Genomic DNA, 13,838 nt, shown 5'->3' with positions numbered 1-13,838 from the left:
TGACACAATAACGGCCTCATACTATGAGACAGCTCAAATGGACATCCATTCCACCGCCAAAGAGCTCAACGAGGCTCTCGGCCCAACGCTGGTGGCCGTCCTTGCGGGCGTGCGTGACCGAAAACTCCCCTCAGCTTGGGCGCGTGGAGACGTGGTTCCACGGGACGCCTCAGTGACCAAACTGAAGACAGCCCTTCGAGTTTGGCGCGCTTTGAAACTAGAGCATGACGAGCACATCGCGCGGTCCTGGTTCATCGGGTTGAACCCACTTCTGGACGAAACCACCCCCATAGAGGCTCTGAACAAGGGGATGAACCGTCAGGTAATCGAGGCCGCACGGGCATTCCTCGACGACAACATTGGTTCGTGAATGAGGGCGCTGTAACGTTGCTCCATGACTGCGGGGGAAACACTAGAGGAAGTTACTCGGAGGCCGCGCATATGCGCGGCCTCCGGTCTTCAATTGCTCGGTGCCCGAGGTGAGCACACCTTCCGTGTAGCCCAAACGAAGTACGGGCCTATGAATCCTCAGCCGCGACCAGAAGAGCGGCCCGGCGCAAACGTCGATGCCTGGCGCAGCTGGCAACGGTGGGATGTGCCAGGGCATCGAACAATCTACGCAGGGACCAGCAAGCGGCTAGCCTTTGCCGAAGTCCTTGGTGCATTCAAACGACGTCTTGAAGACAACCCCGAATCGGGCCTTGACCTTAGCAAGTACTTGGATGACATTCAGGATGCCGATAGCGGCTGGGCAGCGGTGGCTGCCGAGTGGGGCAACCAACTGCCTCCGTACACTCTTCCGGCTTCATGGCGGAACGACCGAATGATGTACAAAATCACAGTCCCCCGCGATGGGTGGTTCGTTGACATCACCACATTCCAAAGCATCACTGCTTTGGAAAAGACACTGGGCCCGCAACTCGTGCTGCTGGGAGTAACCGGCGTCGACCTATCATTGCTGTCAGGCGGCCGTCGAGACGTTACCTGCGAGATCTCCGAATGGGTCCACGCGCTAACCCTTGACGACGGCAGCCGTCCTCATGGCGTCGTCTATCCAAGCCGGCACGGCGGAGAGCGCTGTTGGGCTACATGGCTACGACGCATTGATGACGGCCTTGAGCCGGCAACGGAGCCCAGTAGACCGGATTCCGGATCCCAGATACCTCGAAACGACCCGGACCTCTTATACGTGCTTCAGCGATTCGGGTTGAAGTGCTTCTGAAGTGGGAAACTGATTCAGTATTCGTATGGGCCGAACTCGTCCATCATCATGTTGTTGTAATGTCTGGCCTGCCGGTCGTTCATTTCCTGGATAGTTACCTTGTCAATCCTGAGGTCGAGTTGGGTTAGCGGGAACGTCCACTTTTCTTGAACGACACCCCAGGCATCGACGAGCTCTTGCGTGATGTCCTCCTTCTCTGGCGCTAAGTCTGCAAGAACTTGCCTCGCCCGGGCGCGGCAGTACTCCCAACGTGTCGATCCATCAAACGTTGCGCTCTTCCAGGCTTTAGCTGCTGCCCGTGCCCCAGCTTCAGTCAAAACGCCCGCTGTTTTCATTGCGAGCACCAGACCTGTTAAACGCGCGGGAACGTAGAGCAGGTCCGGGTTGCCTCCAGTCCACTCGAACTGGCCAGGCTGGGATTCTTCGTAGTCCACATATAGTGCGGTTTCCCGCCCGCGGAGGATCTCGTTGCGAAAGATCCAGTCCGCGTCATTGGGGCCATCCAAGTAGTGGCTCGGGCGGAGGACTTTGACGTATTTCAGGATCTCGGCGAAGTCAGCTGGATTTCCTTCATGGATATGGGCGTAGATGCCGCGGGCAAGGTGGCTGTAGAAGTAGTCGCAGCCGTTCCTGAATGCTTTTTGGGGGTGCATGCATCTGGCCAAGTCCAGCAGGATAAGGATCTTGGCGGCTTCTTCTGTGCAAATGACATCAAGTGCGGCGGCAGCCAAGACGTCGCCATTCTGCTCGAGTGCCGCCACGGATCGCGCCAATTGGGCGACGCGGTCTCCTAGTCGGTCCAGCCCCTCCCCGATGATCGGAAATCTTTCCTCGTTGCTGAGTCTTACAAGCTGGTCCAAGCGACGCGGAAGCATCATCGTTGGGTACCCCCGGCCCGCTCGGCGAACTCGTTGGCGGACGAAGAGGGCCACGGGGCTGCCGGCGTCTCGGTCATAGTGCGATTCTCACACAGCACTAACGGCATGCCGGTACGTGCGCGATGGGACGTTCCTCAAACGGAGGTCTGAAGCTAGCACTCAGTAGTTCTCAGCGACGTAGGCGTAGGCCCGGTCAAACAGTTCTCCTGCCGCGGGAAGCCCGTACCGGACGAGGACTTTGCGAATGGCGATGCGAACGGCCTTGTCGCCTTCCTTGGTGTTGTTCCAGCCGTCCCAGCGGACTTCTTTGACGATCGCATCAATGTCGGCAACTACTTTCCCGACAATAACGGGCACGTCCTGGGGCCTGTACTCCTCGAAGATTTGAGTAAGTGCGCCGACGTTCGGATCCGGCAACAGATCCAGTCCTGCTATTCCATTGTCGTCCTCGGCCTTTTCGGCGGCGGCGAGGTCGCGCGCCAGGTCCAGCAGGTCTCGTAGGAAATCTACCGAGTCATGAGCCTTAGCGAGCTGGCGCTCCCTGAGGCGCTCGAGCCTTTCCGAAAGCGACTTGTAGGCCGGGTGGGTGCCGTTGTTTCCTTCGAGGCGCTTGCGCAATCGGGAAGCGATGTTGTCTACGACTGCCGCAGCGGTCGTGACCTCAGTTTCGCCGCTGCCGGCGGCCGGGTCGATGACTCCGGCTTCGATAAGTCGTTTGATGGTGCCTTCGTCTGCGATGACGACGTCCACGCCGGTGTCGCTGACGGTGACGTCGCCGATGTGGCCGTGCACGAGCTCGAGGGTTTTTGCGCCGAGCCGGTGCCAGAGGAGGTCCCGGGTGTCGTCGGCGGGCGCCACGGAGGCGTACACCTTCGATAGCCACTTGTAGTCGTCCCGGTGGGCTTCCAGACGTAGGTCTGGGTAGGCGGCTTCCCAGATGCCTTGGAGCATGCCGTATTGGGCGGCGAAACGCTCCATCGCTTTATCGTCAGGGATCCGGTCGTGCGCGGCCTGCAGCGCTTCGAATCCACTCGTCGTGCGGTCGATGCCGGCAAAACGGTCGAGAACGTTGGCGATCTCGAATTCAAACTGTTCCAGCAGGGAATCCGTTTCGATTTCCTTGCGCGCGTGCTCCGGATTGGCCGGTGACATGGCCCTGGCGAATCCGTCACCTAGTCCGACGTAGTCCACGATGAGCCCGTAGCGCTTCTCCTGGCCGGTGGCCGGGTTTTTCCAGTTTCGGTTTGTCCTGGTAATCGTCTGGTACAGAGTGTGCAGCTTCATCGGCTTGTCCAGGTACATGACTCCCTCGATCGGGGCGTCAAAGCCGGTGCCGAGCTTGGAGGTCACGACCAGGAATTTCAGTTGATCCCCGAGCTGTCGGAAACGGGTGAGGACCGACTCCTCCTTCTCGTCGCTGAGCTTGAACTGCTGCCAATCCGAGTCATCTTTGGACTGGACCGACATGACCACGGCCGCCTCATCCGGGCCAGTGCCGTTCGCGCGGACTTTCAGCTGACGGGTGAGTTCTTCATGGTAGGCAACACACATGCCGCGGTCGTAGGTAACGATCTGGGCCTTCATGCCCAGCGGGTCGATCGTGGAGTAGAAGTGGTCGATGATGTCGGTGCAGACTTTCTGGACCCGTTCGGGGTTGGCGAAGAATGTTCGCGTGTCGGTGGCCCTGGTGGCGACGTATTCCTGCTCTTCTTCGGCCAGTCCCTCCTCGGTGGCCAGCTCGTTGAAAGCTTTGTCCAGCTCCGCCTTGTTGATTTGGAAGTCGACCAGCCGAGGGGACACGTGCATAGGGACGGTGGTGCCGTCGGCGATGGAACGATCCGAGTCGTAGGTGTTCATCGCATGATTCGGGTCATCAGGGTCGCCGAACAGTTCGTAGGTGTTCCGGTCCGAATCGGCGATCGGTGTTCCCGTGAAGCCGAAGAAGCGACCGTTCGGGAAAGCGGCCCGCAGAAACTTGCCCAGTTGGCCTTCCTGGGTTCGGTGCGCCTCGTCGATGAGAACGATGATGTTTTCCCGGGTGTTCAGGACGCCGGCGTTCTTGAACTTGTGGACGGTGGTGAAAATGATGCCCCGGCGGTCTTCGGCCAGGATGCGGCGCAGTTCAGGAGCAGACTCTGGCGCTTCCAGTAAGGGCATCCCGGCACGCAGGAACTGCCGATACATCTGCGTGACGAGCTGGATCCGGTCCGCGATCAGGATGATGGAAGGGTTTTTCAGCTTCGGTTCGTTTACCAGCTTCACCGCTGCAAATAGCATGGCCAGGGTCTTGCCTGAGCCTTGGGTGTGATAGATCAGGCCCTGCCTTTTGGTCCCATGGAGGGCGCGGGCGTGAATCGCCCGCACTGCCTCGACTTGCGGGTACCGGGGCACGATCTTGTACAAGCGCGGCAGGCCGGAGTGCTTGCCTTTGAGCTCATAGGCGGTGAAGTCAGCGATGACTGACAGCACGGTCGCCGGGTTCAGCAGCAGCTCAACACTGCGTTTCACCCTGGGCCAGCCGGCCGGCAGGATGTCCTCCTCGGTGGAGCCCCACACACCCCACGATTCGATGTCCTGCCCGACGGCGCCATAGTGGAAGTCCTTCCCGTCCGTCGCCACCGAAAATGCGTTAGGCACAAAGAACTCCGTCCAGCCAGGTTCGTAGATGGCGTGGATCTCGTGGGCGGCCTTCAGCCAGGTGATCCGGGCGTCCAGCCTGGTCTTCGTCTCAATGACCACCAGCGGGATGCCGTTCACCCACAGGACCAAATCAAATCTGCAGGAATGGCCCGGGGTGCCGAACGTAACTTCATCGGAGACCACCAGGATGTTGTTGCCAGCGTCCGCGAAGTCAATTAGCTGGACCGGCTCGAAACCCTCCCTGCCCTGGAAGCGGTGGGTTTTCTGTCCGCGGAGCCACTCAAGGAAGTGCTGGTTGGTGGGGACCAGCCCGTCCTCCCGGGCCGAGAGCATCAGGCTCCGCAGCGGGGTTAGCAGCTCTGCAGCCCTATCAGGGACTTCAGCGATGGCGGGATTGAGTCTGCCGAGGGAAATCCGGAGATCAGCTTCGAGAAGCACATCCTCGGTGTGCCGGTCTAAATGCGAACCGGGAATGTGCTTCCAACCGGCGGCCACCAGCAGATCCAGGATCGGCCGCTGCACTGTGTTCGACTCGGTGAATCCCGCCATGAAACTACGCCCCCATTAGTTCGTCATACGTCTCTGGAATTCTATGTGCACCGGAGAGTAAGACTGCGAGTAGCTCGGCGCGAAGCGCGGCAAGCTTGTCAGTGTGGCTGTAGAGCGCGTCCCTCGCTTCAATGAGCGATTCCAAAGCAGCGGAAAGCATTGTTTGCTCGTCGATATTAGGAAGCGGGATCTTGATTTGCCGAATTGCCTGCTGCGTTATGTTCCGCATGTGGGACCCGGTAGTGAGGGCCTCGATCTGCCTGCGGCTTTGAGTGCTCGAAAGCGCTGAGTTCAACCATCGCGAGTCCAGCCGATCAGGGTCCGGGACAAGGCGAAGCGTCTTGTCACATAGAAACAGCTGCTCGTAGTCCTCACGAACTTGGCAAACTGCCCCAACCCGCTTGATGACCCCGTTTGCACGAACCATGAGGACGTCGCCCCGGGAAATGGCGGTCCTCTCATCAAGGCGGGTGTCCGGGGAGACCACCTTCACCTCCATCGCATTGAAGGTTCCCGAACCAATAGCGCTCACCTTGAGCACGGCTCGTTCTCCCGGAGCCGGCTCCCGCTCAACGCCGCTCGGGCTCTTCCCTGCCTCGATTGCGAGGAGAACTTCATCCAGTGGTGTCAGTTGCCCAGGAAGGCTTTCGGCAATAGCTTTGAAAGACTCCCTGTTCCTTGCCGAGGCCTCCTGCATCGCATCAATTGCATCGTCCACGGCTCCGATCAGGTCAACGATACGCCGCTGCTCGGCCCAAGGGGGCAGACTAACACCAAGTTCAGCCATGGCCTGATAACTCGTGCGGGGCATCCTCGATCCGGCGCTCATCGATACCGCGTGCTCGAATGCAGCCGCGGACTGAAGAATTAGCGCAAGAAATCCTCGGCTCAGCACTTGCTCATCGATCGGCTTGAAGACGAGTATTTCGTTCGTACAGCAACCAACAAAATCCGCAACGGCTACCTTGCGGAGATAGGGGCGCAGTTTTCCGAAGAGCACGTCACCAGGTTCAAACGGGGTGGTACTGCTGAGCACATCTGCGGCTCTTGCTGTGCCTTGAATCCTCGGATTGCCCGGCCGTAAATGCTCAAGGCCAACGTAAAGATCCGCTTGGCTCAGTCCTCCGACTGCCCTGCGCGTGTCCGCAATGTCACCCAGCCGCAGTGTCTGCCATTCAGAAGACAAAGCCGGCCGCCTTCAGCTTGTTTGTCAGGACCAGTTCCGCTGCCGCGAGCTGTTCACGGCTTTCCTGGAATGCGATGAGGGCTTCCTCCACGTTGGCCTCGACTGCCGTCTCACCCTTGATGTAGCGGCCGATATTGAGATCGAAGCTGTTCTCCTCGAGCTCTTCCATACCGACCATGCGCAGGCTCAGCCGGCCGTCACCGTCGATGACGTTACCCTGCTTGTAGGCTGCGTCAATGACTTTGATGTCATCGTCCGACATGGTGTTCTGGTTCTTGCCAGGCTCAACCCGCTTGGACGCGTCGATGAACAAGACCTTGTCTCGACGCTCGGTCGGCTTGGACTTCCGGAAGATCAGCAGGCATACGGGGATGGACGTCGAGTAGAACAGGTTGTTGGGGAGGCCGATGACGGCTTCGAGCCAGTCCTTTCGGATCAGGCATTCACGGATGGTACCTTCTTTGCCCCCGCGGAAAAGCACTCCGTGGGGCATGACGACGCCGACCCTGCCGGTGTCGTCCTTCATGGAGGCCACCATGTGCTGGATCCAGGCGAAGTCGCCGTTCTTGGCCGGGGGCACACCACAGATGACGCGGCCATAGGGGTCGTTGGACCAACCTTCGGCGCCCCAGTTCTGCAGCGAGAAGGGCGGGTTGGCGATGACTACGTCGAACTTTTGCAGTCCGTCGCCGTCTAGGAGTTTCGGTTCGCGGAATGTGTCACCGCGGACGACTTTGAACTCTTTGAGCCCGTGCAAGTATAGGTTCATCTTCGCAATAGCACTGGTCGTAAGGTTGATTTCCTGGCCGTGCAGGCGGAGTGTCCTTGGGTCTCCCCCGGCGTCCTTTACCGCAGTCACAGTCTCGACGAGCATGCCGCCGGATCCGCAGGCTGGGTCGGCGATGGTGTCGCCGGGCTTCGGATCCAGGATCTTCACCAGCAGGTGCACCACGTGGCGCGGGGTGAAGAACTCGCCGGCCTTCTTCCCGGACGCTTCGGCGAATTCCCGCAACAGGTACTCGTAGGCTGACCCGAGCATGTCGCCGTTGACGCTGTCCGGGTCTAGCCGGACCGAGTGGAAGGAGTTCAGCAGCGCGGCCAAGGCGGACTGTGGGAGGCGTTCCTGATTGGCCCACTGGACATCACCAAAGACGCCGGCCAGAGCATCCGGGTTGGCCTGCTGGATACGCTGGAGCGCGTTGTCCAGCTTCGCACCCGTCTGTTGGGCGGTTTCGATGACATCCGACCAGTGGCAGCCGTCCGGGATCACGAAGGTGTGGTAATCCGCCTCGATCTCGGCGGTCAGTGCGTCACCGAAGTCTTCCAAGGCTTGGGCGTGCTCGTGGTACCAGCTGTCACTGATCCACTTGAAGAACATCACTGGGAACACGTATGCCTTGAAATCGCCCGGGTCGACGGGACCGCGCAAAGCGTTGGCAGCCGCCCAAAGGGTCGACTCAAGCTGTTTTTGCGTCAGGTGTCCTGGCTCAGTGGTCGAGAGCGTCAAGGTAAGTTCCGATCATCAATCTGGTGCCGGCCCACAGTGTGGGACGGGTGGTCAGTGCTTGCCGGAAACCATGGCTTCCTACGGCAGACACCGCGCCATTTTATGCGCAGGGCTCTCCGATCTAGGGCCGACTTACGGGCTTCGGAGCAAAAGACCGGCCGTCCCACTCCAAGACGGAGCTGAGACAGTCCACCGGCTCACCTCATGGGTCGCCCGCCCAGGGCGTCGATGTCAGGACTGCCTGCCGCGGCTGCGTCCATCCTCGCGGGGGGCGGCATCGGTGGGTCCGTCTGGCTTGCGCTTGGGCTTTTGCTCCTCTCGGCGAAGGGCTTCCTGCTGCTCGCGGAGCTTGTTCAGTGCGGCCAGGGAGTCCTTCGCCCGCTGGGTGGCGGTGACGCTAGCGCCGTCCTGCCCGTTGTTCTTGCGATCACGGTCGGAGGTCTGCTGTGCCTGGGGCTGCGGGGCGTGGGTTTGCTCGGCGCGGGCGACGGCTTGCTGTGCGGCCATGGTCAGGTCCTCTCCACGTGCGGGGGCTGCGTGCTGGCCGCGGGCCAGGCTGACGGTGCGCTCGTGCAGCTGCTTGCCGGTGTCCTGGTCGCGGAACTTGGCCGGGATCGGGGTCTGCTCGGTTGCCGGGACCTTGTAGCGTTCCCGGAACATCTCGATCTCGGCGGCGGTGTCGCGCCAGCGCTGGGCCCGTTCGGGGTCGGCCGGCACGGGACCGAGGCCCTTCGCCCAGGCAGGGGGCTGGGCGGCGAGCAGGTGGCCGGCTTCCTCGAAGCGTTCGGCCATGACGGCGCGGCGTTCGGCAAGCTCTGCCCGCCAGTTCGCGGGTGTGAACTCGTCCGTGGATGCCCGGTGCGGCGCCACCCACTCGGGAAGCTTGTCCGCGGGGGTTTGGGCGGCCTTGACTGGGTCGGGGACCAGCTGGCGGCGGCGCAGCTCGTCGCGTATGGCCGCGGCGATCTCGTGCGACTGCCGGTGGCGGTCGACGTGGCCGGCCCCGGCGGCCTTGCGGTTCGTCTGGCCGCGCTCGGCCAGTTCCGTGACGTCCTGGGCCGGGTCGATAGTTTTGCGGTGCTTCAGCTCGGCCTGGAGGGTGCGGGTCTCCCAGGCGAGCTTGCGGGCGTCCTTGGCCGGCGCCTCGACGCCCAGGCCTTCACGCTGCACGGCAGTGAGCAAGGTGGCATCGGCGCGGGCCAGCGTGCGGTTGGCCCGGATGCGTGCCTCAATGGCGGCCTCGGTCAGGTGCCCGAACGGGCGGTTCGTCCAGTGCTCGGCAGGCCACGGCCCGTTCTTGGCAGTGATGGCTTCCGTCCGGTGTGCCAAGGCTTTGGCCTCGCGGTCTTCGGCCACCTTCAGCGCCTTGTACAGGCTCTCCTCGGACTGTGCCGCGAGGGAGGCGTGCTTCGGGGTGGCGTGCTCGGGGGCCTTGGCGATGAGCCCTTCGATGCGCCAGGCCAGCACGGCGGCGGTGTCCTCGGCCCCGCCGAACGGACGCATGTTCACGGCCTCCACCAGCAGGGCCCGGGCGTCGAAGCCCTGGGCTTCGGCGTGGGCCAGGTGCGCGGCCACGGCTCCCCAGGCGTCGGCCGCGGTGAAGACCGTGGCCGTGTTCCCGAGGGCCTGGTGCGCCATGCCTTTGAAGCGCAGTTCGTCGGCCTGCTCGGTGACGTGGCCGTACTCGGCGGCGAGCTGCACGGTGGAGTCGATGCGCTCATGTTCGGCGGCCATGACCTGGTGGACACTCTTCTCGACGCCCTCGTTCCCGGCGATCCGGGAGAGGACGTCGTCCATGGTTTCGCCGGCCTCGAGCTGCACGTACAGCTCGTTGCTGACCTCGCCGCGGGTCATGGCCACGTACACCAGGTTGCGGGCGGTGGAACCGGAGACGATGGGGATGCCCGCCGTGACGGTCATGCCCTGGGCGCGGTGCACCGTGTAGCTGTAGCCCAGATGCACGTTCTTCTCGATGTAGGTCCCGGGCAGGGTGGTGCGCTTGCCGTCGCCCTGGTGGCGGACGGTCATGGACCCGTCCGTGTTGACCTTCTCGACCGTCCACAGGTCGCCGTTGTGGACGCGGCGGCGGCCGGACTTCGTCTCGATCCAATCGTTATCCCGGGTGACGACGGTGTCACCGGACCAGGCCTTAGACCCGTCGCGCAGGGTCCGGGAGCGGGTGCTCGTGTCGATCTCACCGAAGATCTCCAGCGCCGCCTGGGCGCGTTCGGAGAGACGCTGGGCCTGCTCGTTGGTGGCGGCCATGATGACGGCCGCGGTGCCCTTCTGGTGGGCTTCCTGCCACTTCCGGAAGGCCAGGGCTTCGACCATGGCCGCGTCGCCGGCCTTCACCCGGCCCTGGTCCTTGTACCAGGTGAACGGGTCAGCCTCGCCCTCGACTCGGCGGCGCAGACCGAGGGATGCTTCGGCTTCGTCGGGGTTCTTGAAGCGGTGGATCTCGTCCAGCTCGACGGCTCCGAGTTCGGCGGCGAGCATGCCGAACGCACCACCTGCCGAGACCGCGCCGATCTGTGCGTCATCACCGACCAGGGCGATGCGGGCCCCTGCGGTTTCGACGCGTTCAACGACGTCGGCCAGCAGCTTCGTACCGCACATGCCGGCCTCGTCCAGGATGACCAGATCTCCCGGGCCGATCTTCCCGGCACCGAGGGCGAAGCTGTCGGCGGTCATGCCCTTGATGCCGAGTTTGTCACCCAGCAGGGTCGCGGCCACGGCCTGCGGTGCAAGCGCCAGGACGTTGCCGCCGCACCGTGTGATGACGTCCCGGACGACTTCCATGGTCGTGGACTTGCCCGTTCCGGCAGGTCCGAGGCCGACGCTGATGAGCTTGTCCGAGGTGGCCAACTCGAACGCCATTCCCATCTGGGCCGGGCTGAGCTGGAACACTTCCCCGGCTGCGACGAGGGTGTTCCGCTCGTCGATGACGGTGTGGAAAACATCGGCGGTGGCGACGGGGATGACCTCGCGGTTTCCGGCGCGAAGGAGGTAGTTTTCGGCGCGGATCATGCCCTCCGAGGCGTACAGCACGGAGCCCTTGTGCTCGAAGACGCTGGAGCCGTCGGCCCGGGTCAGGGGCTCGAATGTGGCGTGGACCCGTTCCGGAGTGACGCGCTGCGCCTCGTGCTCCACGACGTGGGCGATGATCTCCCGCACGGTGGCGTCAGCGACGTGGCCGTGCCCGACGCTGTACTCCTTGGCCCACCGCTGAGCTTCGGCCTCAAGGTGGTTCAGTGCCCAGACGGCACGGGTCGCTTCGACCTTTCCGACGAGTTCCCGGGCGATCGTTCCGACGTCGATCCGGGCTGCCTGGCGGACCTCTCCGGAGCCGATGACACGTTCTCCCAGCCGGTTGAGTGCGCGTTCCCCGATGACTTCCTGTGCGCGGGATCGCCACTCGGTGACGAGTTCTTCCAGGCTCTTCCCGGATTTCTTGACGGCCCGCGTTTCAAGGGTTGCCTGCTGGGCGAGCTTGAGCATCGCCTCCGTTCCGGGGGCGTGGCCGAACTTGGCCGTGTACTCCTGTGCGAGGCGGTCCAGCTCCTCGCGGATGGACGCGCGGCGGGTGGAGAACAGTTCGTTCAGCTGTGCCGGGATGCCCTTGACTTCCATCACTGGTTGCTTCCCGGCGCCCGTGTCGCGGGCCTCGAAAGCAACGCCGCGGGCTGTCAGGTGCGCCTGGATCCGTGCGTTGTAGTGTTCTGACGCGGACACGCCGAGCTTGTGGAGCAGGCGGGAGTCGATGGACTTCCACGTGCCGTCGACGGTCTGGACCTTGTTGGAGATCACCAGGTGATCGTGGATGTTCGGGTCGCCCTCGCGGGAGTCGTAGTGGCGGAAGACCTGGGCGACGATGCCGCCCTTGATGTCTTCCTGGGCCACGCCGTTGGTGCCGGTCCGAGTGAGGATTGCGTGCGCTTCCAACCACTTCACGGTGTCCTTGACGGCCTCGTGCTGGGCGCGCTCGACCATCATCCGGGCCTCGTCACCGCCAACGGCCCAGAGGACGCTGATGGACTTCACGGGGGTCATGGTCATGTCGAACCCGGCGACTGCGGATTGCTGCGGGCGCAGTTGCCCGGTGACAAACTTGGCCAGTTCCTCGTTGTCGTCCGGGCCCCGGCCGTGTAGCTCACGGAAGAGTTTCGCGCCTTCCTTTCCGCGGATCTTGTGCTTCTCCGAAGCCCCCGGGTCGCGATGGTTGAGGCGTTTGAAGTCCGCCTGGGCCGTGGTGATGCGGGCTGCCAGTTCGCCCGATTTCTCCTCGTAGGCGTAGTACTTTCGTCCCAGTCTGGTCTCTGCTTCGGCCTGCTTCGAGGTCTTGCCATCGGCCAGTGCCTCGGCCCTGATTCGCTCCGCGTCGGGGTGGATACCCAAGCCCATCAAGTTGGCCATCTGCTCCTTGGCGACGTTGCCCGAGACCCCGAGGACGTCGCAGCCGGCCCCGATCCATTGCCCCGGGGGAGGCCGCGGGCGTGGTAATAGTCGCCCAGTTCGTGACCGTCCGCGCGCAGCTCATCGCCACTGACTATTTCCGAGGTGTAGTACTCGTAGCCAGTGCCCGCTGAGATCACTTTCAGGGACATCACAACCCCAAGCATAGCGCGGGAGCGACCTCACTCATTCAGAATGCCAGAGGTGTGAACCAGATTGAGGGTTGGATCCGGTCTGGAGGCATTGGAGGAGCTTGCGGGGGAAATGGTGAGAGACGCTTTGGATTCGGCACACAAGATGGGTCCATCAGTATCGATGCGGTTGTGCACATGAGAGGCAGAGACTCGATTGTGTTCAACCGTCCGCCGGGCTGTCCCCGGGTGGGCAAAGAGCGGGACCGCCCTCAATCTCGCGTGTCCACGTGGGGTCAGGCCGGCGGCAAGTGCCGCAGGCACAAGGACAGTCCGAGTGCCAGCGAGGTCCGCTCTCCGGCCGTGTTCCCTGGTGTCGCCAGGGACGCGCAGGGGGTCTCGCCCGGTATGGTGTGAGGGAAAGAATCGGTGCGGCCTCGCTCGTGTGGCCGCTAGGTTTCCCGGAGGGGGATTCGGACATGGCGAAGGCTCACAATTCGAAACTGGTAGAGGCGCGCCGGAAGGCGCGCGAGCTGGCAACAGCGCAACAGGAACGCCACGAAAAGCTGCTCACACTGGCGGAGGAATTCTTCGTCGCATCCGATGAAGCCGACGGCGTCGTAGCTGAAGCGAAAGAAGCGGCCGCCCGCCTCATCAAGGACGCTGAAGAACAGTCGGAGACGAAACGCGCCGAAGCGCAGAAGATCATCGCGACCATGGTCGAAACTGGCGCGTCCGTTGCGGACGTCGCTTCCCGCCTCGACGTGACAGCGGCCGCGGTCCGGGCAGCCGTCAAGGCGACAACTCCCGTCAAAGAAAAACGAGACGACGCCGAGCCCGTCGCCTCACCCGATGAAACACACGAACAACACAGCGACGCAGCCTGACCTTCCGCTCAGAAGTGAGCGGAGAACATGCGAAGCATGCAGCGAAGATAAGGACATCGACCGGTTCTGGGACAAGGTCATCAAGGGCCCGCGCCCTCGTGACTGCTGGATCTGGACTGGAGCTATCGGTGACGACGGCTACGGGACACGCGAACATGTACAGCCTTCGCCGCTCCGGTGGCCGGCGGCGGGACCAGGCAGTGCACTCCCGCGAACTCCGGGACCATCTCCTGGCGCACGGATGGGACGATGCGTTCCGGCTCCTGTTGGCGGGGTACTCCCCCGAACAGGAACCGCTCTTCTGACACCATCTGACGAAGCGCGCGACTCCCCATGGAGCAGGCCTTGATGCCGACGGCTCAACCGGCGCCGGGGCCACTGTGGGA

The 13,838-nt window shown here is 62.8% G+C and carries 9 protein-coding genes and 1 pseudogene; 4 read left to right on the top strand and 6 right to left on the bottom strand.

All coding sequences use genetic code 11. From position 1 onward, the window contains the following. Both ACX5I4_RS22755 and ACX5I4_RS22750 read left to right on the top strand, forming a co-directional pair. Window positions 1–370 (top strand): hypothetical protein (locus ACX5I4_RS22755; protein ID WP_461838864.1); only part of this gene is annotated, 370 nt, incomplete at its 5' end. 24 nt (window positions 371–394) lie between these two features. Further along, window positions 395–1,222, top strand: a complete 828-nt coding sequence (locus ACX5I4_RS22750; RefSeq protein WP_461838863.1) for an RES domain-containing protein — start codon at window positions 395–397, stop codon at window positions 1,220–1,222. A 14-nt stretch (window positions 1,223–1,236) separates the two neighbouring features. Here ACX5I4_RS22750 and ACX5I4_RS22745 read toward each other — a convergent pair whose 3' ends face one another. From ACX5I4_RS22745 to mobF, 6 genes and pseudogenes are all read right to left on the bottom strand, one after another. Further along, window positions 1,237–1,983 carry a hypothetical protein gene (locus ACX5I4_RS22745; protein ID WP_461838862.1) on the bottom strand — a complete coding sequence of 249 codons (747 nt, stop codon included), beginning with the start codon at window positions 1,981–1,983 and terminating at the stop codon, window positions 1,237–1,239. Window positions 1,984–2,259: 276 nt separating this feature from the next. Then, complete coding sequence (locus tag ACX5I4_RS22740) at window positions 2,260–5,289, bottom strand: type I restriction endonuclease subunit R (RefSeq protein ID WP_461838861.1); 3,030 nt, start codon at window positions 5,287–5,289, stop codon at window positions 2,260–2,262. Between the two features lie 4 nt (window positions 5,290–5,293). Further along, entirely contained in the window at window positions 5,294–6,475 is a 1,182-nt protein-coding gene (locus ACX5I4_RS22735; RefSeq protein WP_461838860.1) for a restriction endonuclease subunit S, read from the bottom strand. Then, on the bottom strand, window positions 6,465–7,982 hold the full coding sequence (locus ACX5I4_RS22730; RefSeq protein WP_461838859.1) for a type I restriction-modification system subunit M: 1,518 nt from the start codon (window positions 7,980–7,982) through the stop codon (window positions 6,465–6,467). Before ACX5I4_RS22730 ends, ACX5I4_RS22735 begins: the two co-directional genes overlap by 11 nt. A gap of 231 nt (window positions 7,983–8,213) precedes the next feature. Further along, a complete protein-coding gene (locus tag ACX5I4_RS22725) occupies window positions 8,214–11,009 on the bottom strand; it encodes an ATP-dependent DNA helicase (protein WP_461838867.1) in 2,796 nt (931 codons plus the stop codon). A 375-nt stretch (window positions 11,010–11,384) separates the two neighbouring features. Then, window positions 11,385–12,452: pseudogene (mobF, locus tag ACX5I4_RS22720) on the bottom strand (MobF family relaxase); the annotation flags it as partial. Window positions 12,453–13,044: 592 nt separating this feature from the next. Between mobF and ACX5I4_RS22715 the strand changes: the two are divergent. After that, window positions 13,045–13,452 (top strand): hypothetical protein, encoded by a 408-nt coding sequence (locus ACX5I4_RS22715; RefSeq protein WP_461838858.1) that lies wholly within the window; start codon window positions 13,045–13,047, stop codon window positions 13,450–13,452. 98 nt (window positions 13,453–13,550) lie between these two features. Beyond that, window positions 13,551–13,757: a hypothetical protein gene (locus ACX5I4_RS22710; protein WP_461838857.1), complete on the top strand. Its 207-nt coding sequence runs from the start codon at window positions 13,551–13,553 to the stop codon at window positions 13,755–13,757. Window positions 13,758–13,838: the final 81 nt, after the last annotated feature.

The sequence above is a fragment of the Arthrobacter sp. MMS24-S77 genome, from assembly GCF_054888235.1.
The sequence above is the reverse complement of the archived record's forward strand: the minus strand, read 5'-3'. Positions and strand labels throughout refer to the sequence as shown.